A 25,760-nucleotide genomic window follows, 5' to 3' on the forward strand; every position below is an offset into this window, starting at 1 on the left:
CATTTTGTGAGAGAATAGAATTTATGAGTTTAAATAGAATAAACCAATTTTTTGAAACAGAGGTATGATTAGATGAATTTAAAAATTATTACGGATAGTGCGGCTGATTTACCAAAAGAGATCATTGAACAATATAATATTGATGTCATTCCACTACGAGTTTATTCAGAAGATGAAAAAGAATATTTTGATGGTTTAACATTGGATTCAAAGACTTTATTTAATGAAATGCGTAATGGAAAAGTATTTAAAACGTCTCTGCCGTCGTATGAGTATATTTATAATACCTTCGTTAAATATGCAAAAGAAGATACATCATGTATCTATATTGCGTTTTCTTCTGAACTTTCAGGTACATATCAATCAGCAGTAATGGTAAAAAATGAGTTTGACGAGGAGTTTCCTGATTTTGATCTAGAGATATTTGATACAAAAAGTGCATCAATCGGACAAGGGCTAATAGCTGTTAATGCTGCAAAGCTTGCGTTGAACGGAGCTACAAAAGAAGAGGTTGTTAAGAATATAAAACAAAGTATACAACATATAGAACATATCTTTACAGTTGATGATCTTCAATATTTGGTGCGTGGAGGTCGCTTGAGTAAAATGGCTGGTTTTGTCGGCAATTTATTAAATATTAAACCAATCTTACACGTTGAAGATGGAAAGTTAATTCCACTTGAAAAAATTAGAGGTTCAAAAAAATTGATAAAAAGAATCCTTGAAATTATGGAATCTCGAGGAACAAATTTATCAACTCAATTAATTGGTATTTCTCACGGTGACGATTTAGAAAAAGCAATTGATATTAAAAATGCGATGGCAGAGACATTTGGATGTAAGGAATTTGTTATTAATTCAATTGGGTCTGCTATAGGTGCTCATGCAGGGCCTGGTACCTTAGCGATATTTTTTATGAACGAAAATAAAAAATAATATGAGTAAAAGAGCTAATTTTGCAAAATGATTAGCTCTTTTTTATTTTAATTTTCTGACAATATTACCCGGATAATAATTCATACATAATTACTTCAAAAAAGGTAAATAGTATTTATGTAATCTTCAACAACTATTATTATGAGGTGAAAAACGATGTCAATTTTAGATAACTGGGATCAATGGAAAGATTTTTTAGGTGATCGTTTAGATGCAACAGGTGACAAAGGTGTTGGTGAAGGTGCTATTTCTGAAATGGCATATCGCTTAGGAAATTATTTAGCAAATGAAGTTGAACCAAAAAATGCAGAAGAACAAATTTTAAAAGACCTTTGGGAAGTTGCAGATGAACAAGAGCAACATACAATTGCTCATCTAATGATGAAGTATGTTAAAAATAAATAATTAAAATAATGTGATTAAAAAATAGCCTAAGTGAATAGAATCATAAGGGCTATTTTTTATTTGTTTTATTTTTAAACTTTCTGTTTGAAGTAATAAGGTAGTCTTACAAAAAATCAATAGAAATAATTAAAAATTAAACTTGAAATGGACATATAATTAACATATACTGTACTTATTATGAGTACTGTTTTCGGATCAAGGACAATTACTATTTACATTTTAATTGTTTTTTTGTATGATAGACTTTCTGTTCAAATTTCGCTTTTATCATAAAATGTTTTTTGCACTAATAAATAGAATGGAAAATTTGAACGAGTTTCAATACAGCTTAACAAAAATAGATAGAAGAAATGGGGATAATATATGAATAATCAGCAAAACTCGGCTGACACGCCGTTTAGCGTAAAAACGATTATCGGTCCAATGATGGCAGTAATCGTAGGTATGATCATGGTTATTTTAGATAGTACGGTAGTAAACGTAGCATTACCTGGAATTACCGAATATTTTAAATCTGATTTAACAAAAATGCAGTGGACGATTACAGGATATACATTGGCATTATCAGCGGTTATACCACTTGCAGGCTGGATGTCTGATCGTTTTGGAGCAAAGAAAATTTTCTTATTAACGATTTTGTTTTTTACAATCGGATCAGTTCTTTGTTCTGTAGCACAAACACCTGAACAGTTAATTTTATTCCGAGTAATACAAGGAATAGGTGGAGGAATGGTTGCGCCAATCGGTATGGCAATTATCTTTAGATTAGCTCCTCCAGAAAAAATCGGATCAATCATGGGGATGCTTGGAATTCCAATGTTACTTGCACCTGCATTAGGTCCAGTTATCTCAGGATGGTTCGTAGAGTATTCTACTTGGCATTGGATTTTCTTAATTAATTTACCAATTGGTATTATTGCTATGATAGTTGGTGCTAAATTTTTACCTAATTTTGAATCAAAATCAGTACCTGCTTTAGATGGATTAGGTATAATCATTGCTCCAATCGCTTTTTCAATGTTAGCTTACGGAGTTAGTCAAAGTTCAACTAGTTGGACTTCAAAAGGAACATTAACAGGTTTAATCGTAGGTGGAGTTGCATTATTACTTTTCATCTTTGTTGAGCTTCGCCTAAAACAACCTTTACTTGAGTTACGTGTATTTAAATCGTCTGATTTTGTTAGAAGTATTTTAATTACATGGATTATGCAAATTGCTTTATTTGGTTCTTTCCTAATTGTTCCATTATTTTTACAAACAGTTAAACAATATGGGGCATTTGAAACGGGCTTAATTATGTTACCTCAAGCATTAGCATCGGCTTTAATGATGCCAATTGGTGGTAAAATGTATGATAAAGTTGGTGCTAGACCGATGGCGTTAGTTGGTTTAACAATTATCACATCTGCACTATTCATTTTCTCTAAGATTTCAGTTGACTCTTCTAATACATTTATTATGTTAACACTTGCTATGATGGGTGCTGGAATGGGATTATCAATGATGCCGATTAATACACACGTATTACAATCTGCACCAAGACATTTAGTAAGTCGTGTAACGCCTTTAACTGCAGCTGCACAGCAAGTAATGGTATCATTTGCAGTAGCAGGTATGGCTGGATTTTTAACTTCGAGTACTAAGGATTATATGGCAAAAACAACGAATCCATTAAATGCAATGATTTCAGCATTTGGTGATACTTTCTTACTAGCAGCAGGGATCGCATTAGTAGGAGCGTTGTTAGCGATCATTTTGCGAAAACCAAAAGTGCAAGATGTAGATGCGTCAAAAGCAGATCTTGATGAATCAAAATCTTCAATGATGGTCGGGCATTAATAAATAAAAAAGAAGCCAAATTTAAAATTGGCTTCTTTTTTTGTCATTATTGATTATAATTTAAATAGTATCGAAAAAATTTTAACAATTTCTACAATTTTTAGAGAAATGTTATAAAACTAATTGAATTGTAATAAAAATGTCCTTATTATGTAAGGTTAGTTATGTATAATAAAGGCTCAAATATAGATTTACTTTACAATGGAGCTGATTTAATGATTAAAAGTATTTGCAAAACAACTTTGGCACTATCAATTTTAACTGGAGGTTTATTCTATGGAAATACTACTCCGAGTTCTATTAAGACCGTGGAAGCTGCGACGATAAGTGGTACAGTAACTGCATCAGTTTTAAATGTAAGAAGCGGTCCTAGTACGAGTTATAAAGTAATTGGGACACTTAAAAAGGGTGCGAAAGTTACGATAACAAGCACAAGTGGTTCTTGGTATAAAATAAAAAGTGGAACAAAAACTGGATGGGTTTCAAGTAAATATATTAAAAAAGCTCCAACAACAGTTTCTGCCACGACCGTAAATAAAATGAAAACTTTAGGTACTTCAAAACAATTAATCATTGTGTCAGCAGAAAATGAAAGTACAAGAAATGTTTTAATTGAAACATTTGAAAAAAACGGTACTAGTTGGAAAAAATTACATACATATTCAGGTGTGATCGGTAAAAACGGCATGATTAGTAGTAAGCATGAGGGTGATTATGAAACACCTGAAGGGAAATATACAATTTCAACAGCATTTGGTAGATATTCAAATCCAGGAACGAAAATGACATACCGTAAAATTACTTCAAATGATGTATTTGTAGACGATTCAAATAGTAAATTATATAATACTTGGCAATTGGCATCAGAAAATAACGGTAGATGGAAAACTGCCGAAAAAATGAATATTTCTCAATATGATTATGGATTTGTTATTAACTACAATACTGCGAGAACCCCAGGAAAAGGTAGTGCAATCTTTTTTCACGTAGCTGGATCTTCAGGATATACTGCAGGCTGCACAGCTACACCTAAAACAAATGTAGTATCCATTTTAAAATGGTTAGATCCTGCAAAAAAACCACTAATTATTCAAACACCATTGAATAAATTAACTCAATATTAATATGATTTGAAACTGGTCAATGATTTGATCAGTTTTTTTATGTTTCAAACTTTCTAACTCGCTGGATTTATGATGATTAATTTCAATATGAACGTCTTGTTTATCCTTCGGGTGGAGAGGAAGTTCAATTTTCTCAAGAAGAGAAGGGGGATACTGGTTATAAAGTAGGAATCTTTCTCTTTTGAAAAACTAGGTTTATTGAATGAAAAGTATCGAATTACTAGTGTAGTTGTAAATAAAAAAGGTGTTAGTCTCTAATATATGAAAGGCTGTCTAATTGGAAGGTCTATAATATAATTCAAGGCTTTGTTAAACTAAAATGATGATTTTTAAACAAAAAAAAGGCTGTCTAAATAGACAACCTTTAATAAAGCTTTATTTTACGCTATTAACAAGTTGCTTCATGGAGTTTAACTGAGAAGATAGCTCATTAAACCAATCCTCATCCCCCGTTGAGAGGGCCACGTCAATTAGAAAGCGAATCTGTTCCTTGTTTGTCACTTTCGAATCAGGCATTTTCATAACGTTTTTATTTAGCATGTGAATGGTTTTCCCAACAGTCGTTTTGTTATCTGAAGTTATTACATTTACCTTTACTATTTCATCATGAATTTTAAATGATTCAACATAACCTATAACTAATTCACCACCCATTGATATACCTTTAACCCAGTCACCTGTTTTTAAAATAGTATCATTATTCAAGTTCATTTTTTCCACCTTCTTATTTAGATTTATAAGTTAAAAAATTTGTGATTATTACAGTTCTTAGATCAAACTGTAATTTTTTTTTTTACATTTCGATTAAAAGAAGGCTTAGCCTTCACTGTTTTAGCTGCTCAATTCTCACATTTGATATGATCGACAATGTCCTTAATATTGTATTGCTTTAAAAATTCCCCAAGATGTTTTTCTGCACCTAAGAAAATAGTAAAAAGAACATTTTGCATATTTGCCCCAACAACACACTTTTCATTTGATTCAGGGCACTTAGGCTGCAGTGCCCCCTCAGAGGTGATTATATAAATGTCCCATAGATTAACTTCATTTAAATCTAAGGCAAAAATAAATCCACCACCAGATCCTTCCTTCGATTTTATAAATCCATGCTTTTTTAACAAACTAAGCACTTTACGAATACGAACTGGATGGACACAGGCACTCTCTGATATTGCATCACTAGTAGACATCCGATCCGGCTGCAGCGCAAGATAAGTTAAACTATGAATGGCAAGAGTGAAATCACTATTCATGGTCTGCCTCCTAAAATCGTTAATTTTTTTATATATTTCTTTATTATATTTAGTTCTGTAATACAATTTGTTTATTATTAATTAGCTACTTTTTGTGATTTAATGTATGAGAATGTTCGTAGCTTACGAGGAAGAAAACTACGAATTTCTTCTTCATTATAACCAACCTGTAATCTTTTTTCGTCTAGGATAATTGGCAGGCGCAACATTTTGGGATTATTTATGATTAATTTATATAATTCATTAAGTGGGAGCGATTCAATATTAATATTTAATTCCTGAAACGTTTTTGATTTTTTCGATATAATCTCTTCAGTACCAGTTTCTGTCATGCGAAGAATAGATTTAATTTCATCAAGTGTAAGAGATTCATTCATAATATTTTTCACGCTATAATCAATATCATGTTTCTCTAGCCAAGCTTTTGCTTTACGACAAGATGTACAACTTGATGTTACATATAGATGCACCATTCTTTTACTCACTCCTTATATTTAAAATGTAATAAAAAAAATTACAGTTGAGAGAAAAAACGATTAAAAATGCATGATCTAATTAATCAAATTAGGTTGACTACCAAACTCAATTTAAATGAGTATACTGTAATTTTATTATTTACAGTTAAAAGTGTCAACTATAATTTTAGAGTTTAAATGATCGGTTTTGTTTTATAATTGTACCAAATACCAAAAAGAAATATACAATAAAATATAAGAAAATTCTGAATAAACTATCAAAATGCAAAAAATTATGTTTATTTTGAAATTTCTAAGTATAATAGAATGTACAATTACGATAAAAAGTGAATTTTTAGAGGTGGAATATGAGCAAACTAGAATTTTTTGAAATAGAGACTAGTCGATTAAAACTTAGAAGATTTAAAGATGAAGATGTTAGCAACTTTTATAAATATCGTTCAAATCCAGATGTGGCGATTTATCAAGGTTGGGAGAATTATACATACGAACAAGCAATTAATTTTATAGAAAAACAAAAATCAGCTGAAATGAATTTACCTGATTCATGGGTTCAAGTAGCGATTGAAAATAAAATGAATGGTCAACTAATAGGGGATATTGGCGTACATACTTTATTAGATCCTGCAAATCAAGTTGAGGTCGGCTTTACATTAGAGCCATTGTATCAAAATAAGGGATATGCTTTTGAAGCATTACATAGAATAGTTGATTACTTATTCAATGAATTAAACAAAGAAAAAATAAACGCAATCGCTGATGAGCAAAATTCATCTTCAATTAAATTATTAAGGAAGTTAGGATTTCAACAGATAAAAATAATAGAAAATTCTTATTTTAAAAACCAATATGTAACCGAAATTATGTTTGAACTTTCGAAAAATGATTGGAATAATAAGTAAAGGAAGAATTTTAAATGAATTTCTTTAAAGGAGCATTGTGTTTATCATTGGCCGCTAGTATTTGGGGGATGACCTATGTAGTTAGTAAAGTAGTATTAGACAGTATTTCTCCATGGTTATTACTTGAAATGAGATTTCTTTTAGCATTACTAACTTTAGGAATCATCAGTTTCTTCCAAAAAAGCTGGAAAATTAGTAAGAAAGATTTATTTCCAATCGCGCTAATTGCATTAGTAGGCTATACGGGCTCAATTGGTTTTCAATTTATCGGTACGAAGCTTTCAGGAGCAGCCATGGGATCTTTAATTACTTCAGCATCACCGGCGTTAATTTCATTATTTGCATTTTTAATTTTAAAAGAAAAGATTAATAGCCGTAAGATTGTATCTGTAATTTTAGCTACAATTGGAGTAATTGTTGTAATTGGATTACCAAAAGGTGGTTCAAATTTAGGAGCTTATTTCGGAAATCTCATATTAGTAGGTGCTGCAATAACATGGGCATTGTATACAGTTCTAAGTAAAGTTCAGACGAATAAATACTCATCATTAACCGTAACAACTTGGGCAACAGTATTTGGTGTAATTTTTACATTACCATTAACGATTATAGAACAAAGTAATAACATAACTGACTTGCCATCAAATAGTTGGATTTGGATGGGAGTTATATTTTTAGGCACGATTTCTACAGCAGGAGCGTTTTATCTTTGGAACAAAGGATTTGAATATATCGATACTTCCACAGGATCATTATTTTTCTTTTTACAACCATTAATTGGTACGATATTTGGTTATTTTTTATTAAATGAAGAAATTAATCCTTCATTTTTCATAGGAAGTATTCTAATTGTTGTAGCTGTGTATTTATCGATTAAAGAACCGAAGCAAAAGACAACGTACCAATATAAATCAAAAAAAGCATAATTCACATAAAAGTGGTTGAATAATCAACTGCTTTTTTTATTGGATATTTTTCCTAAATAGTTGAATTTTAACAATAGGAGTAACTAATTTTTAGGGAATTTACATTTATGTTTATTTAAATTGACAAATGCAGTTAAGACAAATATTATAAATCTTGTACGATACATCGTATAAGATGTATCGTACAGGAAGTATTGTGTGTTGGAGGGATTAAATGGTAGAACGTGCTGAATTTATAAGTGAATCAATCGATTTTTTACAACGATTTTTAATGAAAAGTCTTCAAAAACATTCAGAAGAACATGGCGTAACAATTCCACAAGCAAGAGTTATTGGTGAAGTATATGCACATAAAACAATGAGCATAAAACAACTTTCTAAAAATTTAAAAATGACGCAAAGTACTGTTTCAGATATCGTTGAGCGTCTTACTACAAAGGGGCTTTTGTTGAAAACACCTAACCCTAAAGATAAACGATTCGTAGAAATTTCATTACCAGAAAATATTTCGGATGAAATAAATGGTAGTATTACTGAAATTGCAAATAAATCATTAAATAGTGCGTTAACTTTTTTGGATTCACATGAACAGGAGATTGTAGAACAAGGAATGAGATTATTAGTAACAGCTGTAAAGAAGAAGATGGAGACAGATGGAATGGATAATTATGAATTCTTTGATGTATTGTATTTTCTTGATAAGGAAAAAGAAAAAAAAGAGAGATAAATGAATGAAGGAGAGGACCGTGTGAACAAAATCATAAAGGGTCGTTGGATCATTTTTTCAATTTGGTTAATTGCAACAGTATTGTTAACAGTTCTACAACCTGACATAAATGCAATTCTGCGGAATAAGGGGCAGGAAGGAGCGAATAGTGATTCACCTTCTGTTATGGCAGATCATATCCTCAAAAAAATGGATACTGCAAAAGGAACGAATAATCTGATTGTTTTTTATGATAAAAATAAAATTTCAAATGACGAAATGGAAAAAATTGGTGACGCTGTTAAAGGAATCCATGATAGCAGTAAAGAACTTAGAATTTCGGAAATCATTGATCCTTTTAGTATTCCAAATGCAAAAAGTTCATTAGTATCAAAAGACGGCACCACACTAATGGTGAGTTATAAGTTAGATAAAAACGGAAGAGAAATAGATGATATAAAAAAAGAATTAGATAATAAACTAAGTAAAGTACCAGTTAAATATTATCTAAGTGGTGAAGATTTTATCAACAATGATTATCTAAAAGCTTCACAAGCTGGAGTTGAAAAAAGTGCTGCATTGACAGTGATTTTTATTTTAGTAGTACTTGTTCTTGCGTTTAGATCGATTGTTACACCGTTTGTTTCATTAATTGCTGTTGCATTCTCTTATCTATGTTCAATGGGGATAGCTGCTCAATTAATCGATAAAGCTGGATTTCCAATTACAAGTCTTACACAAATGCTACTAATACTGATTCTTTTTGGTATTGGAACAGATTACAACATACTCCTTTTTAATCGTTTTAAAGAGGAACTTTCACTTGGTCATTCAGTTGATGAATCAATCGTAAACACTTATAAAACGGCTGGTAAAACAATTGCCTATAGTATTTTAACTGTGTTTATTGCGTTCCTTGCACTTGTATTTGCAGAATCACCAATATATAAATCAGGTGTTGTAGTTGTTATAGGTGTATGCATATTATTACTAGAAATATTAACGTTAACACCGTTTATTATGAAAGTTTTAGGGAAAAAGCTTTTCTGGCCATCTAAAAATGTAGGTGGACACAAAGAAAACAAGTTTTTTGGTAATTCATCTGCATTTGCAATAAAGAAACCAATTATAACAATTGTTATCATATTATTGATTTTATCTCCGATGGTATATTTCCATCAAGAAAAGCTAAACTTTGATACAATTGGAGAACTTGGAAATAAATATCCTTCATCAAAAGGATTTAATATCGTTTCAGATCATTTTGGTAAAGGTCAGGCAATGCCTGCAACAGTCGTAATTGAAAACGACAAAGCGCTTGATAATAATCAATCACTTGCAGTAATTGATAATGTTACTGAAAGACTTAAGAAGATAAAGGCTGTTAAGCAAGTATCTTCAGTTACACAACCTGAAAGCAAACAAATTGATAGTTTTTATGTTGATAGCCAAATGGGTACAGTGACTGATGGTATTTCAAAAACAAAAGATGGAGTTAACGAAATACATGACGGATTAAGTTTGGCCCAAGATAAACTAGGGTCAGCGGATTTTTCAAAGGTTAACCAAATGGTAGATGGTACAACGGAACTACAAAATGGTGTGACAGCATTAAGTGGTGGGTTAAAACAAATTCAAGCAGGGATTGGCAATGGTTCTGGTAATTCTCAATCAATCTCTAGTGGTATAGCAACGATCGAAATGAATTTAAGAAAAATGAGTAGTGGTGTATCATTATTGGCAAAAAATTATGAGAAAATGCAATCTGGTTATAAAGAATTGGGAACTCATTACCAAGAATCAGCACAAGCACTGCTTGGTCTAAAAGGCGCAATTTCTCAAATGCAATCAATGGTGACAGCACTAGGCAGTAGTTATTCAAATTCAAAAGATGATGTAAATTACCAATCATTAAAGCAAACAATTGATCAAACAGTTGTTTCATTAAATCAAATTACTCCAGAAGGAATCAAAGCTTTAAATGATAATTATAATGCTGTAACTGCAGGTTTTGCTACTGCAAACAGTAATCTTTCTAGTATGAGTAATGGATTAACTCAAATGGCTGATGGTTTGAAAAAACTTGAAAGTGGCTTAAACCAAGCATCATCAGGAATTGGAAAAATTGTCACAAATATGAATAAAGTATCAGATGGACTTGGTCAAATGAAATCAGGTCAGCAACAGCTAGTAACTGGCATCAATGGATTTAGTATTTTCGGAGAAAAACTATCAGATGTAAACGGTGGGTTAGAGAAAATATCTGACGGATTAGGAAAGACAAATGATTTCTTAACTCAGTATAATTCTAATAAAACTTTCTTTATTCCAAAAGAAGCATTGGCTGACGAGAACTTTAAAAAATCAATAGACATGTTTATGTCAAAAGATAAAAAGATTACAAAGCTAACAATTGTTTTGAAGAATGATCCATATTCAAAAGAATCTTTAAATACGATCAATAAAATAAGTTCAGTTGTTAAAAATGGACTTAAAGGCTCAGAACTTTCAGATGCAAAGTCAGGTGTTTCGGGTCCGAGTGCAACAACAAATGATATGAACAATATTTTAAGTAGTGACCTAAATAAAACAACAACAATCGTTATAATAGGGGTATTACTTGTATTATTCCTAGTGATAAGATCATTCTGGACTCCAGTATTTATCACTGCATCACTTTTAGGAGCATACTACAGTGCAATGTTTATGATCAACTATATTTTCATAGATTTGCTAGGATATGAAGGAATATCTTCTTTTGTTCCGTTCTTCTCTTTCATAATTATAGTCGCTTTAGGAGTGGATTATAGTATTTTCCTCATGATGAGATTTAAGGAATATACTCATTTGTCACCGAAAGAGGCAATCGTATTAGCATCTAAGCATACTGGTGGAGTAATTATTTCAGCGGTAATTATACTTGGAGGTACATTTGCTACACTTATACCATCTGGAATCCTTTTATTGTTTGAATTAGCGATTGCGGTAATAACTGGTCTAGTCGTCCTTTGCTTTATATTATTACCGATCTTTTTACCAGCAATGATCGCGTTGCCAGAAGCATTGGCTAATCTATTTTCAAGAAACAAGGAAGCTAAAGTTGATACAGAAAAACATGTAATTTAATAGAATAATAGATTTAATTGAAAAATGCCGACTTGCTATCTAAATTATAGTAGGTTCGGCTTTTTTATTAAGGCTTTAAAGATTTGGATAATAAGGGGTATGATGAGTTTAATTTTTTAAGATGAAACGATAAATCCGATCAAATTGAGAATTTTGCATGAAAACAGTTAAACTTGCTCCAAAAAATAAATTACCTTAAATGCGAAAAAAAAGTGGATGTTAAAAACATCCACTTTTTTATTAATCAACTTGTATTTCATTATTAACATCAAGAGCTTCAACTAATTCTAATTCCTCATGACGTTCTTTAAAACGGTTGAAAGTAAATTCGTTTGCAAATAAGAATAATGGACGTTCGAAACGGTCATATACTAGCATGTTACGCATATCTTGATATTTCTTAAGTCCTTTAACATCATCTGTTTTAACCCATCGAGCAATATTGTAATCAACATGGTCTTTACGGATATCAGATCCATATTCATTTTTTAAGCGGTATTCAAATACTTCAAATTGAAGTTGACCTACAGCACCTAAAATGACCTCGTTAAATTCATTTTTATAAACTTGAATTGCACCTTCTTGAGCTAATTGTTCCACACCTTTATGGAAGTGCTTAGATTTTAATGAGTTAACTGGGCTAACTCTTAGGAATAACTCAGGTGGGAAAGTTGGTAATGGCTCAAAGAATAATTTTTGTTTGCTAGATGTAATTGTGTCTCCGATTTGATATGTACCTGAATCGTAAATACCAATTACGTCACCAGCAAATGCACGATCAATCGTTTCACGGTCATTAGCCATCAATTGAGTTGACTGACTTAATTTAATTTGTTTTCCTGTACGAGAAAGCATAACGTTCATTCCACGTTCAAATACGCCAGAACAAATTCGTAGAAATGCAATACGGTCACGGTGAGCAGGATTCATATTAGCTTGAATCTTAAAAATAAAGCCACTGAATACTTCATCAGTTGGATTAACTTCACCATTAATTGTTTTACGAGGTCCTGGTGCAGGCGACATATCTAAGAAATGATTTAAAAATGGTGTTACCCCAAAATCGACTAATGCTGTACCGAAGAAAACAGGAGTAAGTTCCCCAGCTCGAACTAAGTCTAAATTGAATTCATTTCCTGCACCTTCTAAAAGATCAACTTCATCACGTAAATTTTCTAAATTTGAAGTCTCTAAATGTGCTTCTAATTCAGGACCATGAACGCCATCTTGACCAAGTTTAATCACTTCATCTTTACGGAAAAGATGAACTTCATTTTCTAATCGATCATAAACACCTTCAAATTGCATTCCACTACCGATTGGCCAAGTAACGGCAACAGAAGGCATACCTAGAACTTCTTCTAATTCTTCCATTAATTCTAATGGATCTTTAGCTTGGCGGTCTAATTTATTCATAAAGGTAAAAATAGGAATACCACGTAAACGACAAACTTGGAAAAGTTTCTTAGTTTGTGCTTCAATACCTTTTGCAGCATCAATTACCATGACTGCAGAGTCAACAGAAGTTAGTACACGATATGTATCTTCACCAAAATCATTATGACCAGGAGTATCCATAATTGATACCATTTTTTCATCGTATTCAAACTGCATAACAGAAGAAGTAACAGAAATACCACGTTGTTTCTCGATTTCCATCCAGTCAGATTTTGCATATTTTGAATTTTTTTGAGCTTTTACTGTACCAGCTTCACGAATAGCTCCTCCATGAAGTAGTAATTTTTCAGTTAAAGTTGTTTTACCAGCATCCGGGTGAGAGATAATCCCAAAAATACGGCGTTTAGCAACCTGATTAATTAATTCTTTATTTGCCATCTATTATAAAGTCCTTTCTAAATCAAAGATCATAAACAAATTTTTACATCTTATCTATTATACTAGAATTCACCGTTGGATGAAACATTTAGTAACTAAGTTATATACAAAGTATTTCCAAGTTATGAAATAAGAATTTTCTTTTTTATTGTTTATTTTGTAATTTTTCATATAACATTCATTTTTAATCAATCTTTTAAATGTTAAATCTATCATCGAGTTCTGTGTGATAGATTCTTTTATTTATGACAAATGTACAAGCATGTTCAGGACACTTTGATTACTATATGATGATGATTCATTTTATTGAAAGAAAGGAAGTAACCATAAATGGCATCATGTAATTGTTCAACATCAGCATTAACTTGCTGTCCGGAAAAAATTTTTGTTCAGGATCAGGTTTGTACACCATGGCAAGCAGTAGGAGATGCTACAAGCGTAACGATTCCACTTTTTCAAAATAATTTTAACCAAAATATTATAGGAACTGGTTTTGTTAAATATGAAGTAGGTTCTGCTGCATCTCCAATACAGATTGTTTTTTTAAATTCTGTTGGAGGCACGATTAATACCGAGGTCGTAACATTAGGTTCTAGTTTAGCATTTACAATTAGAAGATTTGATGTAATACAAGCTGTTATGCCTATTGGAGCAGGTATATTATTTCAAGGTGAGTTTTGTATTACGACACGTTATTCTGTTTAATTGAAAAAAATGAGGGGAAAAGCAAAATGAATAATGGTTTAAGTTGTTGCTCAACTAAAAATATATTTCAAGATAAAGTTTGTACAACATGGCAAGTGAATACACCTGGTATTATTACAATCTTTACAAATAATATCGCTCCGATTATTACCGCAACAGGCTATGTTAAAAATGATACTGGAACAGATAATATCGTTGTTAATTTTTTAAGAGGAGGAAATGTAATTGATACTCTAACTGTCCCACCGCAAAGTAGTGTCGCTTTCTCAGAAAAGTTATTCGATCAAATTCAAATTGATACTACAGGTTTAACCGGGACAGTAGAAGGGGAGTTTTGTATAACGGTCAGATATTCAATGTAATAGTTCATTTTATCTAAATAGTATTGTTCGGAATAATTATTTGAACAGCCCTATGTAATGAAATGAGGAACGGTAATGTATTCCTTTATGAATAATAAAGATGAGAATGGCAATACAATTCCTTACGTAAAAGGAATAAATTCCATTTCGAGTAAATGTAGTTGTTGTAATAGTTTTTCTTGTAATGGGATTAAAAAAGTTGGTCCAACCGGAGTAACTGGGATAACGGGATCAACCGGCCCTGCTGGAGGAACGGGAATTACTGGTCCAACAGGGGCAACCGGAATAACGGGATCAACCGGAGCAACAGGAATAACAGGAACGACAGGAGAAACTGGAGGAACGGGCTCAACTGGGGTGACGGGATCAACCGGATCGACTGGAATAACGGGAACGACAGGAACAACTGGAGAAACAGGCTCAACAGGATCAACTGGAATAACCGGCCCAACAGGAGAAACAGGTTCAACCGGAATAACGGGAGCAACCGGAATAACTGGAATAACAGGAACGACAGGCCCAACAGGCTCAACGGGATCAACTGGAGAAACAGGAACAACTGGAGAAACAGGAACAACTGGCCCAACCGGAATAACGGGAGCGACAGGACCAACCGGACCAACAGGAACAACTGGCCCAACCGGAACAATAGGAATAACAGGATCAACGGGGACCACCGGAATAACGGGAACGACCGGAACAACAGGAGTAACAGGTCCAACCGGCTCAACCGGAATAACGGGAACAACAGGAATAACAGGATCAACTGGAGAAACAGGTCCAACAGGAATAACGGGAACGACAGGCCCAACTGGAATAACAGGAGCGACAGGCTCAACAGGAATAACGGGAACAACGGGAACAACCGGAATAACGGGAGCTACAGGATCAACTGGAGCAATGGGAACAACTGGAGAAACAGGAACAACAGGAATAACAGGACCGACAGGATCAGCAGGAATAACAGGAGCGACAGGAGAAACAGGCCCAACCGGATCGACTGGAATAACGGGACCGACAGGAGTAACCGGAACAACAGGTTCAACCGGATCAACGGGATCAACAGGAGAAACTGGAGCAACAGGTCCAACCGGAATAACTGGAATAACGGGAACAACCGGAGCAACAGGTCCAACGGGATCAGCAGGAGAAACTGGAGCAACAGGTCCAACCGGAGTAATTGGAATAACGGGATCGACCGGAGCAACGGGCTCAACTGGGATGACGGGCCCAACCGGAGCAACGGGGATCACCGGGATAACGGGCCCGACAGGAGTAACCGGAGCAACAGGCTTAACTGGAGTAACTGGAACAACGGGAACAACCGGAATAACGGGCCTGACCGGATCAACCGGATCGACTGGATTAACGGGCCCGACCGGATCAACAGGAATAACAGGAACAACGGGAGCAACCGGATCGACCGGATCAACAGGCCCAACGGGAACAACCGGAGTAACTGGAACAACGGGCCCGACCGGACCAACCGGAGTCGGAGATAGAGGCCCAACAGGAGTGACCGGTCCGACAGGCGCAACTGGAGCAAGTTTTAATACTTCTGGCTCGGCAGCAAATACATCTGGAGCAACAATTGCGATTACACTATTAGGTCCTTCACCGATACCGTTTCCGAACGCGCAAAATTTATCAGTAGATATAACAGTAAACAACCCAACAGCTACCATTTTTACGATTAATACAAGTGGTAGATATTTAATAACTTATCAAGTGTATCCTACATTATCTTTATTAACGACTTTTCAGTTATTTCGAAATGGGTCTGGAGTTGCAGGTACAAATATTTCTGCTGCAGTTGGATTAAGTTTAGTCAGCAATCAAGTGATCATTAATATAAATGCAGGTGATACGATACAAGTAATGGTGTCTGCTACTTTAGCCGCTACAGTATCGTTAGCCGCTGGTACGACAGCTGCAACAATTTCCATTGTCAGAGTAGGCTAAATATAATTTTTAAATTTAAAAAGTGACTACAATTAATGTGAGAAAGTTTAATAGTGGTCACTTTCATTTTTAAGATTTATATACTAAAAATATGACTTTCTAGTATTTTTTAAATACATAGGTTTTTTCTATAATAAGTGAGGGATAAAATTGAAACAAAAAAGACCAGATGTACCAAACTTACCTAGTATTACATTACCAGTTTCACCCCCAACACCTTTACCACCTTTACCTCCGCCAGCACCACCTACCCCACCAAAACCAATACCAACTCCTACAAAATGTGATCCATGTATTCCAATTGATCTATGTGGTAATATTTTGATTCAAGATAATCTTGAAAAACCAGTTGAACTGTGGAGCTTAGGTGGTGGTTTAACTGCTTTAGCAACGATTTCAGTCTATAATAATGAAGCCAGTACTGGACCGATTAAAATCGAAGTATGTAGCAATATTTGTCATATAATTACCGTGTTACCAGGTAATACGAGTAGCTATACTAGTCAACATATAAAATCTGTGACTATTCTACAATCAGGTCAAACTCCAATCTATTTAGAAGGTAAATATTGTATTACTGGTAAAATAATTGATAAATAATAAAAACAAATTATCTAAACATGAGCTTATTGCATAATCGCATTAAGCTTTTTTTATTACCTAAAAAATAGGCGTACTTTAATAAAACACTTTACATATTATTTAAAGAGTAGTATGGTTAGTTGCATGAGTAACTAACTAAATAACTAACCGGAAAGGAAGGTGCTAATGAAACCGACATTAGATGAATCACAACCAATATTTCAACAAATTGCGGTGATGATTATGGACGAAATTATAGACGGAAGAATTAAAGAGGGTGAACAAGTGCCTTCAACAAATGAATTATCTCGCTTTTTTAATATTAATCCTGCAACTGCAAGGAAAGGTCTTCAAGCATTAGTTGATAAGGAAATAATTTTTAAACAAAGAGGTGTAGGTATGTTTGTTTCTACAGGAGCAAAAGAAAAGTTGCTTTTAGTGCGAAAACAGCAGTTTTATGAGGATTATGTTGCACCTTTACTTAAAGAAGCTGAGAGAATTCATTTAAATGAAGAAATGGTAATTGAGTTAATAAAGAGAAAAAACGACTCTAATTAGGAGGGGAATAAATTGATCGAAATTAAAAATTTGACATATGGCTATAAGCATACACCAGTTTTAACGGATTTCAATTTTAATGAAACAGAACCAAGTATTATTGCATTATGGGGAAGAAATGGTGCAGGAAAAACAACTTTGATGAGTTTAGTTGCTGGCCATTATAAACCAAACGAAGGATCAATAAAAGTATTAGGAGAATCACCTTATAATAATTTAGATGTACTTGAGAATATTTGTTATATCCAAGAAAATCATCCATTTGGTCATAATTGGAGAGTTGATGATTTGTTAAAATTCGGAAGGTACTTTCATCCTAATTGGGATCAACAATTTGCAGAACACTTAGTTCAAGTTTTTGAATTACCCAAGTATAAAAAAATCACTAAGTTTTCAAAAGGAATGAAAACGGCTGTGCAAATCATTTTAGGATTAGCTAGCAACGCAAAAATAACAGTTCTCGATGAGCCAACTAATGGGCTAGATGCAGTTAAAAGAAAACAGTTTTACGATGCATTAATGGAAAGTTATGAAGAAAATCCGAGACTCATTTTACTTTCAACACATCATATCGAAGAAATTCAACCATTATGTGAAACGATTGTTGTCGTAAATGATGGAAAGGTTCTATTTCATGAACAAATGGAAGTAATGCGGGAGAAAGGAATTATTCTTTCTGGAAATATAGATTCAGTAGAACAAGTAACTAAAAATATTTCCATACTTGAATCCTCCAAAATCAGTTCAACAAAAAAAGTAATGATCGATGAATTATTTACTAATGAATGGAAAAAAATCGCTGAAGATCACCATCTTACAATTGAAAAAGCAACTCTACAAGACTATTTAATAAATAAAACAAAAAATAAAGAGGTGAAAAGATGAACTCGATAAGAGGCACTTATCAACTAGTTTTTGATGAATTGAAATGGTATTTCAAATTATTTTCTTTAATTACTTTGTTGTTATCAGTTGTTTATGTATTCGTTAGTATGATTTTTAAAATCCCTTTACAAAGTAGTGCAGCTTTGTTTGGACCGATTTATGGTGGGATTAGTACATTCGCGGTTGCAGGCTTGGTCATTCCTTTCCAAGTTGCAATTGGATTAGGTAGTACAAGAACACAGTTTTTAAAATCTTATATTGTGATGTCAGTCTTAATGGTTATTACAAGTATTACTTACTTAAATATACTTTATTACATTATGAATATATTATTAGACAAAGGAATAAATAGTTTTCACTTTTATCATCCTGCAGAATTAGTTTCATCAGAATATCATTTCTTTACGTATTATTGGGTCGACCTAATGGTTGGTTTTATTATACTTGGACTTTCTTCATTTATTGCTGTATTAGTTAGAAGATTGGGTATCCTCTATTTTTTAATTGCACTAGTATTACTAAGTATTTTAGTAACTTTCTTATCAATAAATGGTATTAGTTCAGACCTTTTTACTTGGATTGTAAATATTAAGCCAATCAATTTATTTACTTTAATTGGATTGGTTGGAATAGCGCTTCAATTATTAATATTTCCAATGATGATCAATGCACCATTAAAAATGAAAGCTAGAAATTAAAACCGATTCATGAAAAAGTATGTGGATAGATTGCATACTTTTTCTTTTATAAATTATTAACGGAAATTCAATATAATATAGACAAAATACAATAAGTTAGGAGATGGAATGATGACCTTTACAATTAATCCGATTGCTTTTGTTAAAAATTCAAGAAAAGAAATTGAAGACGATCACTGGGGTTCAATTATCTCTGAAATCGAGTTAGTAGAGGAATTTAATGAAGAAGCATTAAGTGGCATAAGTGATTTTTCACATTTAGAGATCATTTTTTATTTCAATAAAGTGACTGATGAAATGATTCAATACAATGCTAGACATCCTAGAAATAATAATCAATTTCCAAAGGTTGGAATTTTTGCCCAAAGGGGTAAAAACAGGCCCAATAAATTAGGGCTAACATCAGTAGAACTTTTAAAACACAGTGGCCGCATTCTTACAGTTAAAGGGTTAGATGCCATTGACGGTACGCCAATCATTGATATCAAACCAATTATGAAAGAATTTCTTCCTAAAGGGGAGGTCAAACAAGCAGAATGGTCAAAGAATTTGATGGGAAAATATTGGTGAAAAAATCTTGAAAAGTTAAAGAGTTGTCTCAAATGTTTTATTTGGGAAACTCTTTTTTTGTTTTTATATTATAAACGACTAAATCCAACTTTAGTTATTTCCTTATTAAAAAAATTGATGACCTATTATACTGTATTTAAGATGCCACTCACTTCCTCACTTGCCCTGCTCCCTCTTATATTCTACTAATAGTTAAAAATCTTTAATATAAAAATTTGTTAAAACATTTATATAACCCATAGATAGTGAAATTCCCCCAAGTTTTTTAATGAAGTTTTACATTAAAATACACAAATCTACATTTATATGAACATGATACCTTATTTTTTTACTAGATTTTACTAAAATCGACATTTAATTTATTTTATATATTCCCACATTAATGAAAATTCCCCCAATACTTTTCATGAAAAACTCTCGCTATAATCTAAGTTAAGTGATTTTTCTGAAAAATCACTTATTTTAATTCTTATTTTGCTTTCTTTCATTTTAGAAAAAGTTGGAGGTTATTTAATGAAGGGGTTAAGTAGTAAATTTTTTCAAACCACATCTGTACTTGTTTTAGTTAGTAGCACAATTTTGGGATCGACTATGATTAGTAGAAAGCCAGCATATGCGAACTCAAGTGAAGCAGAAAGCATTCTTCAATCACTTACACCAGAACAAAGGGAGGCTTTGAATCAATTAGATCTTGCTGATTCAAAAACAGGTTTGCAATTATCAGATGATATCGACTTTTCAAGTGATAAAGATGTTTCTGTAATTGTTGAATTTAAAGAACTTCCAGCTAAAGTAGCTCAGTTAGAGAAGGCTGTAGAAGGGGAGTCAATTTCATTAGAAAAGGCGAAGGAAAATGTAACTAAGTCTCATGCTCACTTTAAACAAGAATTACAAGAAAAATTAGGAAATACAGAGAAAGCAAGTAATGAAGAAGTTCAAATTAAATATACATATCAGAATGCGTTTAACGGGGTTTCATTGACACTTCCAGCAAATCAAATTAAGGATTTACTAGAGTTTGATACAGTTAAAGCTGTTTATAGTGATTCAACAATACAAATTAAGCCACCTGTTGAACCAGTAGAGAAGGACCAAACAAAGGTTGATAGTTTACCTTTTTTAAAGATTGATAAATTGCATGAGGAAGGTTTTACAGGTAAAAATATTAAGATTGGTGTAATCGATACGGGTATTGATTATAACCATCCCGATTTGAAAGATGCATACAAAGGTGGTTATGATTTTGTAGATAACGATAATGACCCGATGGAAACTACATATGCACAGTGGAAAACTTCGAAAAAAGCTGAATTTGTTAATGGAAGCGCATATTATACTGAACATGGTACGCATGTTTCTGGTACAATTGCTGGCCGAGGGAAAAATAATTCTGATTATAAAGTAACTGGAGTAGCGCCTGATTCAGACTTATATGTATATCGCGTATTGGGTCCTTATGGCTCAGGTTCGAATTCTGCAGTAATTGCAGGTATTGATCGTTCGGTTTCCGATGGAATGAATGTAATTAATCTTTCGCTAGGAGCCTCAATAAATGATCCGTTAGAAGCAACTAGTTTAGCAATTGATAATGCCGTTTTAAATGGGGTTACAGCTGTCGTTGCAGCGGGAAATTCTGGAGATAGTATGTACACCTTAGGCTCTCCAGGTGCAGCAGCACTTGCATTAACAGTTGGTGCGAGTTCTGTTCCTACTAAAGTTACTACTTTTGGCAGTAAATTTTCTACAAATGGTACAAATACGAATAGCACTTTACAATTGATGACGAAAAAATGGACAGATGATTTTAGTAATATGTCTGGAAAAACATTTGATATTGTAAACGTTGGAGAAGGTGGTCCAACAGATTACGCTGGAAAAAATGTTCAAGGAAAGATTGCATTTGTTGCTCGTGGTACGTATGCACTTGTTGATAAAATGAACTATGCAAAGCAAAATGGAGCTGTTGGGGTAATTATCTACAACAATAATGCAACTGAAGGACAAATCCCATATTATTTGGGAGAGAGTAATGATAATATCCCTGTATTTTCAATGACAAATAAAGACGGTTTAGCTGTAAATGATTTATTTAGTAAAGGTACACCTTCAGTTACTCTAGGTAATATTGGAGAGTCTGAAATCCCAGGTGATGATCTTGCTAGCTTTAGCTCTAGAGGGCCTTCTGGAACATTATATGATATTAAACCAGAAGTTACCGCTCCAGGTGTAGATGTATTATCGACTGTTCCTGCGTATATCAATAATAAAAATGATTCAACAGATTATTCTTCTGCATATATGCGAATGTCTGGAACGTCGATGGCAACTCCACATGTTGCTGGTATAGCTGCATTACTATTACAAGCGAATCCGGATTATACTCCTGCTGATATTAAAACCGTATTGATGAATACAGCGGATCCGTTAAGAAGTAAATACAGTGTGTTTGAAGTTGGGGCAGGAAGAGTAGATCCATATGAAGCGATTTATTCACGTATCGAACTAGGAGTTCAAGATACAACGCCGTTTATTAAAAATAATGAAAAAGTAAATATTGATGAACAAACTGGTGGACTTAGTTATGGTTTTATTCCTGTAGATATTAATGCTATTTCGAAAACTACAAATATATTAATCACTAATCATACTGATAAAATGCAAAAATATACTATTTCGGTAGAATATAATGTCGGTGCACGTGGGTCTTTAGATGCAAAAGCAAACGGTGTTAAAATAACAGTTCCTAATGATATTAAAATGAAAAAAAATAGCCAGGAGATGATTCCAGCAACACTTACGATCCCAACAACCGCTAGTAAAGGAACATACGAAGGCTATATTCATGTAGTGAATGAAAAAGATCCAGACGATCAATATCAAATTCCATTTGGCTTCCGTTTAGTAGAAGAAGGCTTTGAATATTTCAAAGTTCATTCTCCGAGCATCTCTACAACTCGAGATAATGCACCATATAGCTTTAAGACGTCTGATTTAGATTTTAAATTAAATTCACCAATGAAAACATTAGATTTTATTTTAGTAGATTCAAAAACTAATAAAGATTTAGGAATAATCGGTACAATTAATGTTTCAAGTGCAGGAGTCGATAAAGATCTCTACATTCAAAAAGCCTTTACAGGTAGATATTTTCCATTTACGGGTAATGCGAAGAAACCGGTTGGCTACACATCGGTCCTAGCAACACAAGGATTATACAAAATGAAAGTTATTGGTACAAATTTAGACGGCAAACAGTATACAAAGACAGACCAAGTATATATCGACAATAACCGTCCAACATTCACGCTAGATGACACAAATGCACTACCTAAAGGTGATCTGCCATTTGTTGAATTAGCATCTGGCCAAAAAACAGTTTTATTATCTGGAAGTGTTAAAGATAATGAAGCAACGGAAATGGAAAATGCCGGTATGAATATAACGCAAACGAACAATAATGTTTGGTACGGACCTAATACACCAGGTTATGTTATCGCTGCAGATGCGAATGGAAGATTCTCTAAAGAAATATCTGTTGATTCTCCTAACCCAGTTTACATGCTTCAATTTGTAGGAGCGGATCGAGCAGGTAATTCAACGATGGCAAAAGTCGTTTACTATATGAAACCAGGGACACAATATATTTATGCCAAACCAAATAAAGAATCCTTTACAATGGGCGATCAATTAACCTATACGTTCTATGCTCACGGTTTGCAAAATGCAAAAGATCTAACACTTAAATTTGATTACACATCAAGATTTTTTAATACAGTAGTAATTAATAAAAATAAAGCTTTATCTGATGATACCCAATTTACCGCTACAGCAACAGGAACTACCAGCAAATCAAATACAATTAATATAAAGGCACCAGGTGATGGTATAACTGGCGATACGCCATTGTTTGATATGATAGTAGATACGAACCGAGATACATTTGTAAACGTTAATACTACTTTTTTCTATGTCACCTCATCTTCGTATAAAGATATAAACGGTAAAACAGTAAACCCTTATACTCAGGTCGGTTATTTACCAAGCTACTCAGCTTATTCAGATGCTACTGCAAAAATCAACGCTGCGGGATTGTTAAATGCAAATGGAAGTTTTAACTATGCAATTGATTACACTACTATCGGTGCACAAGCAAAAGCAAGAGACTCCAAAGGACAATACTATACTGGTGAAATTCAAAAGAATGGAAACATAGTATTCAGCAAACTTCCAATTACGGAACAATTATATACAGTCATCATAGATGTTCCAGGTCATTTTACTACTTACTCACCTATGGAAATTGGTCGAAAAGATCGTGATATTTTTATTGGTGAAAGTATTACTTATCCTACTGTAAGAGAAAATGCTGGAGATCTTAATAAAGATAATGTAATTGATATTTATGATGTAATACTCCTCGAACAAAATTGGGGTACGAATAACCGTAATGCTGATATTAATTTTGATGGTAAAGTTGACTCAGTGGATTTCAAGTTACTAGAAACTAATTATTTAAAAGAGAATGATTATGTATTAGATACTCCTACGGGTGTTAAAGAGTTTAATGGAAAAACTATTGATTCGATTAAGAAGTCTTTAGGAATCAGTTGAATTTTGAACCTATCCAATTGGATAGGTTTTTTTGTATTAAGATGTGGATTGTTGATAACCTTAATCAAAAAATAAGAGCTTAGTTTAATCAGGATTGTCTAAGTTCCTATTTAAAAAGTGCAAATTCCCCCAAGATACAAAAACTTTTAACATATGTATTATTAATAAAAATACGTCCAAATCACGCTAATACAAAGGAGAGATAAATGAGGAATTTATACTATTTTATAGCAGTATTAGTAAGCTTTTTAATAGTATTTAGCTTGATATATACCATTCACATTATTAACAAAAGGAAGAAAAAATTGGAGTCAGAGAAACAAGAGTTTTTAAAAGGACTAGTGGACGATATAATCATGCAAATGAAAGAAGGGAGAACGGAACAATATTTAGATTATATGTATTTGGAAGGTAAATTTCAAAAGGATTCTCAAATTGTAGAGGAAAGTGAAGTTAGGGACTTTATTTATCAATTTTGGAAATCGGGGGCTTTTTCTGTATATAGGACTAAAAGTCGTTAGTTTTAAGATTTGGTCTACATAACATTAATAATGGCCAATAAGATTTGATTGTGAAGAAATATACTTCATCTAAAGCATGCGTATGTTGAATAAAAAATAGGCCGAAATTCGATTTATTTGTCCTAGATGGCACGATATTTACTTAAGATATTTAAAAATACATTAAAAATAGACTGTTTATAATCTGAATTAATATATAATTATTTAAATAACACATTCCTTAGTTAAAGAAGTACAAGTATTAAATAAAAAACAATTTATAAATACAATTTTAGATGGGAGGTGTAGTATGGATATTGAATATCGAATTGCTTCAACAAATGATAGTTCAGAAATTGCTAGATTATCAGGTCAATTGGGTTACAATGTTGAAGAAGATCCAGTCATTGAAAGATTAACTAAAATATTAGGACAGGAAGATCAGGTTGTAATTGTAGCAGAAATTGAAGGTAAACTTATTGGTTGGATTCATGCTCACGGACGATATTTAATTGAGTCTCCACCATATGTTGAAATTGGTGGTTTGATTGTTGATAGTACATATAGGGGGAAAAAAATTGGTAAGATTCTAGTGGAAAGATGCGAAGAATGGTCAAAATTATCGAGATTTAAAGAAATAAGAGTACGAACGAATGAAACTAGATTAGAGACAATTATTTTTTATGAGAAGATTGGGTTTCAAAACACAAAATCACAAAAAGTATTTAAGAAAGAATTAATTGTAAACTAAAGGATAATATATACTGATTATGAAAACGTATTCGGACAGTTCATTTC

Annotated in this window: 23 protein-coding genes; 19 read left to right on the plus strand and 4 right to left on the minus strand. The window is 32.9% G+C overall.

All coding sequences use genetic code 11. The features are described 5' to 3' along the window. Positions 1 to 72: 72 nt before the first annotated feature. The 4 genes from CN946_RS17190 (at position 73) to CN946_RS17205 (ending at position 4,304) form a co-directional block, all read left to right on the plus strand. Positions 73 to 936 carry a DegV family protein gene (locus tag CN946_RS17190; RefSeq protein ID WP_098862264.1) on the plus strand — a complete coding sequence of 288 codons (864 nt, stop codon included), beginning with the start codon at positions 73 to 75 and terminating at the stop codon, positions 934 to 936. 156 nt (positions 937 to 1,092) lie between these two features. Further along, on the plus strand, positions 1,093 to 1,341 hold the full coding sequence (locus CN946_RS17195) for a DUF3243 domain-containing protein (RefSeq protein WP_098862265.1): 249 nt from the start codon (positions 1,093 to 1,095) through the stop codon (positions 1,339 to 1,341). Positions 1,342 to 1,704: 363 nt separating this feature from the next. Continuing rightward, positions 1,705 to 3,180 (plus strand): MDR family MFS transporter, encoded by a 1,476-nt coding sequence (locus tag CN946_RS17200; protein WP_098862266.1) that lies wholly within the window; start codon positions 1,705 to 1,707, stop codon positions 3,178 to 3,180. 215 nt (positions 3,181 to 3,395) lie between these two features. Continuing rightward, positions 3,396 to 4,304, plus strand: a complete 909-nt coding sequence (locus tag CN946_RS17205; protein ID WP_176547366.1) for an SH3 domain-containing protein — start codon at positions 3,396 to 3,398, stop codon at positions 4,302 to 4,304. A 375-nt stretch (positions 4,305 to 4,679) separates the two neighbouring features. Here CN946_RS17205 and CN946_RS17210 read toward each other — a convergent pair whose 3' ends face one another. From CN946_RS17210 to spxA, 3 genes are all read right to left on the minus strand, one after another. Continuing rightward, positions 4,680 to 5,015 (minus strand): IDEAL domain-containing protein, encoded by a 336-nt coding sequence (locus CN946_RS17210; protein WP_098862268.1) that lies wholly within the window; start codon positions 5,013 to 5,015, stop codon positions 4,680 to 4,682. Between the two features lie 128 nt (positions 5,016 to 5,143). Then, positions 5,144 to 5,557, minus strand: coding sequence for an RrF2 family transcriptional regulator (locus CN946_RS17215; protein ID WP_098862269.1), 414 nt, complete (start codon positions 5,555 to 5,557; stop codon positions 5,144 to 5,146). A gap of 77 nt (positions 5,558 to 5,634) precedes the next feature. After that, entirely contained in the window at positions 5,635 to 6,030 is a 396-nt protein-coding gene (spxA, locus tag CN946_RS17220; protein WP_098862270.1) for a transcriptional regulator SpxA, read from the minus strand. 350 nt (positions 6,031 to 6,380) lie between these two features. Between spxA and CN946_RS17225 the strand changes: the two genes are divergently transcribed. The 4 genes from CN946_RS17225 to CN946_RS17240 all read left to right on the plus strand — a co-directional run bounded on the left by CN946_RS17225 (position 6,381) and on the right by CN946_RS17240 (position 11,693). Beyond that, the gene (locus tag CN946_RS17225) at positions 6,381 to 6,935 is read left to right on the plus strand and encodes a GNAT family N-acetyltransferase (protein ID WP_098862271.1); all 555 of its coding nucleotides are present in this window, start codon (positions 6,381 to 6,383) and stop codon (positions 6,933 to 6,935) included. 14 nt (positions 6,936 to 6,949) lie between these two features. Further along, on the plus strand, positions 6,950 to 7,861 hold the full coding sequence (locus tag CN946_RS17230; RefSeq protein ID WP_098862272.1) for a DMT family transporter: 912 nt from the start codon (positions 6,950 to 6,952) through the stop codon (positions 7,859 to 7,861). A 214-nt stretch (positions 7,862 to 8,075) separates the two neighbouring features. Beyond that, positions 8,076 to 8,588, plus strand: a complete 513-nt coding sequence (locus CN946_RS17235; RefSeq protein ID WP_098862273.1) for a MarR family winged helix-turn-helix transcriptional regulator — start codon at positions 8,076 to 8,078, stop codon at positions 8,586 to 8,588. A gap of 21 nt (positions 8,589 to 8,609) precedes the next feature. Next, entirely contained in the window at positions 8,610 to 11,693 is a 3,084-nt protein-coding gene (locus CN946_RS17240) for an MMPL family transporter (protein ID WP_098862325.1), read from the plus strand. A gap of 240 nt (positions 11,694 to 11,933) precedes the next feature. Here CN946_RS17240 and CN946_RS17245 read toward each other — a convergent pair whose 3' ends face one another. Beyond that, a complete protein-coding gene (locus tag CN946_RS17245; RefSeq protein ID WP_098862274.1) occupies positions 11,934 to 13,529 on the minus strand; it encodes a peptide chain release factor 3 in 1,596 nt (531 codons plus the stop codon). 330 nt (positions 13,530 to 13,859) lie between these two features. Here CN946_RS17245 and CN946_RS17250 point away from each other — a divergent pair, with 330 nt between their 5' ends. From CN946_RS17250 to CN946_RS17300, 11 genes are all read left to right on the plus strand, one after another. Beyond that, the gene (locus tag CN946_RS17250; protein ID WP_098862275.1) at positions 13,860 to 14,234 is read left to right on the plus strand and encodes a DUF3992 domain-containing protein; all 375 of its coding nucleotides are present in this window, start codon (positions 13,860 to 13,862) and stop codon (positions 14,232 to 14,234) included. A gap of 26 nt (positions 14,235 to 14,260) precedes the next feature. Continuing rightward, the gene (locus CN946_RS17255) at positions 14,261 to 14,596 is read left to right on the plus strand and encodes a DUF3992 domain-containing protein (RefSeq protein ID WP_098862276.1); all 336 of its coding nucleotides are present in this window, start codon (positions 14,261 to 14,263) and stop codon (positions 14,594 to 14,596) included. Positions 14,597 to 14,671: 75 nt separating this feature from the next. After that, the gene (locus tag CN946_RS23555; protein WP_286133968.1) at positions 14,672 to 16,558 is read left to right on the plus strand and encodes a BclA C-terminal domain-containing protein; all 1,887 of its coding nucleotides are present in this window, start codon (positions 14,672 to 14,674) and stop codon (positions 16,556 to 16,558) included. Positions 16,559 to 16,708: 150 nt separating this feature from the next. Continuing rightward, a complete protein-coding gene (locus CN946_RS17265) occupies positions 16,709 to 17,158 on the plus strand; it encodes an S-Ena type endospore appendage (RefSeq protein ID WP_098862277.1) in 450 nt (149 codons plus the stop codon). A 168-nt stretch (positions 17,159 to 17,326) separates the two neighbouring features. After that, entirely contained in the window at positions 17,327 to 17,698 is a 372-nt protein-coding gene (locus tag CN946_RS17270) for a GntR family transcriptional regulator (protein ID WP_098862278.1), read from the plus strand. A gap of 12 nt (positions 17,699 to 17,710) precedes the next feature. Beyond that, positions 17,711 to 18,583 carry an ATP-binding cassette domain-containing protein gene (locus CN946_RS17275; RefSeq protein ID WP_098862279.1) on the plus strand — a complete coding sequence of 291 codons (873 nt, stop codon included), beginning with the start codon at positions 17,711 to 17,713 and terminating at the stop codon, positions 18,581 to 18,583. Then, positions 18,580 to 19,281: an LTA synthase family protein gene (locus CN946_RS17280; protein ID WP_098862280.1), complete on the plus strand. Its 702-nt coding sequence runs from the start codon at positions 18,580 to 18,582 to the stop codon at positions 19,279 to 19,281. Before CN946_RS17275 ends, CN946_RS17280 begins: the two co-directional genes overlap by 4 nt. 111 nt (positions 19,282 to 19,392) lie before the next feature. Next, positions 19,393 to 19,851 carry a tRNA (N6-threonylcarbamoyladenosine(37)-N6)-methyltransferase TrmO gene (gene tsaA, locus CN946_RS17285; RefSeq protein WP_098862281.1) on the plus strand — a complete coding sequence of 153 codons (459 nt, stop codon included), beginning with the start codon at positions 19,393 to 19,395 and terminating at the stop codon, positions 19,849 to 19,851. Positions 19,852 to 20,364: 513 nt separating this feature from the next. Further along, a complete protein-coding gene (locus CN946_RS17290) occupies positions 20,365 to 24,462 on the plus strand; it encodes a S8 family serine peptidase (RefSeq protein ID WP_098862282.1) in 4,098 nt (1,365 codons plus the stop codon). Between the two features lie 305 nt (positions 24,463 to 24,767). Further along, positions 24,768 to 24,983 (plus strand): hypothetical protein, encoded by a 216-nt coding sequence (locus CN946_RS17295; protein WP_141546937.1) that lies wholly within the window; start codon positions 24,768 to 24,770, stop codon positions 24,981 to 24,983. A gap of 289 nt (positions 24,984 to 25,272) precedes the next feature. Next, complete coding sequence (locus CN946_RS17300; RefSeq protein WP_098862284.1) at positions 25,273 to 25,713, plus strand: GNAT family N-acetyltransferase; 441 nt, start codon at positions 25,273 to 25,275, stop codon at positions 25,711 to 25,713. Positions 25,714 to 25,760 lie beyond the last annotated feature (47 nt).

Origin of the sequence: Bacillus sp. AFS053548 (genome assembly GCF_002575105.1) — a bacterium.
GTDB lineage: Bacteria > Bacillota > Bacilli > Bacillales > Bacillaceae_G > Gottfriedia.

What these genes read in the sequence shown, in the direction of transcription:
- CN946_RS17190 (WP_098862264.1), top strand. Translation starts at nt 73, where the DNA reads ATGAATTTAAAAATTATTACGGATAGTGCGGCTGATTTACCAAAAGAG.
- CN946_RS17195 (WP_098862265.1), top strand. Translation starts at nt 1,093, where the DNA reads ATGTCAATTTTAGATAACTGGGATCAATGGAAAGATTTTTTAGGTGAT.
- CN946_RS17200 (WP_098862266.1), top strand. Translation starts at nt 1,705, where the DNA reads ATGAATAATCAGCAAAACTCGGCTGACACGCCGTTTAGCGTAAAAACG.
- CN946_RS17205 (WP_176547366.1), top strand. Translation starts at nt 3,396, where the DNA reads ATGATTAAAAGTATTTGCAAAACAACTTTGGCACTATCAATTTTAACT.
- CN946_RS17210 (WP_098862268.1), bottom strand. Translation starts at nt 5,015, where the DNA reads ATGAACTTGAATAATGATACTATTTTAAAAACAGGTGACTGGGTTAAA.
- CN946_RS17215 (WP_098862269.1), bottom strand. Translation starts at nt 5,557, where the DNA reads ATGAATAGTGATTTCACTCTTGCCATTCATAGTTTAACTTATCTTGCG.
- spxA (WP_098862270.1), bottom strand. Translation starts at nt 6,030, where the DNA reads ATGGTGCATCTATATGTAACATCAAGTTGTACATCTTGTCGTAAAGCA.
- CN946_RS17225 (WP_098862271.1), top strand. Translation starts at nt 6,381, where the DNA reads ATGAGCAAACTAGAATTTTTTGAAATAGAGACTAGTCGATTAAAACTT.
- CN946_RS17230 (WP_098862272.1), top strand. Translation starts at nt 6,950, where the DNA reads ATGAATTTCTTTAAAGGAGCATTGTGTTTATCATTGGCCGCTAGTATT.
- CN946_RS17235 (WP_098862273.1), top strand. Translation starts at nt 8,076, where the DNA reads ATGGTAGAACGTGCTGAATTTATAAGTGAATCAATCGATTTTTTACAA.
- CN946_RS17245 (WP_098862274.1), bottom strand. Translation starts at nt 13,529, where the DNA reads ATGGCAAATAAAGAATTAATTAATCAGGTTGCTAAACGCCGTATTTTT.
- CN946_RS17250 (WP_098862275.1), top strand. Translation starts at nt 13,860, where the DNA reads ATGGCATCATGTAATTGTTCAACATCAGCATTAACTTGCTGTCCGGAA.
- CN946_RS17255 (WP_098862276.1), top strand. Translation starts at nt 14,261, where the DNA reads ATGAATAATGGTTTAAGTTGTTGCTCAACTAAAAATATATTTCAAGAT.
- CN946_RS23555 (WP_286133968.1), top strand. Translation starts at nt 14,672, where the DNA reads ATGTATTCCTTTATGAATAATAAAGATGAGAATGGCAATACAATTCCT.
- CN946_RS17270 (WP_098862278.1), top strand. Translation starts at nt 17,327, where the DNA reads ATGAAACCGACATTAGATGAATCACAACCAATATTTCAACAAATTGCG.
- CN946_RS17280 (WP_098862280.1), top strand. Translation starts at nt 18,580, where the DNA reads ATGAACTCGATAAGAGGCACTTATCAACTAGTTTTTGATGAATTGAAA.
- tsaA (WP_098862281.1), top strand. Translation starts at nt 19,393, where the DNA reads ATGACCTTTACAATTAATCCGATTGCTTTTGTTAAAAATTCAAGAAAA.
- CN946_RS17290 (WP_098862282.1), top strand. Translation starts at nt 20,365, where the DNA reads ATGAAGGGGTTAAGTAGTAAATTTTTTCAAACCACATCTGTACTTGTT.
- CN946_RS17300 (WP_098862284.1), top strand. Translation starts at nt 25,273, where the DNA reads ATGGATATTGAATATCGAATTGCTTCAACAAATGATAGTTCAGAAATT.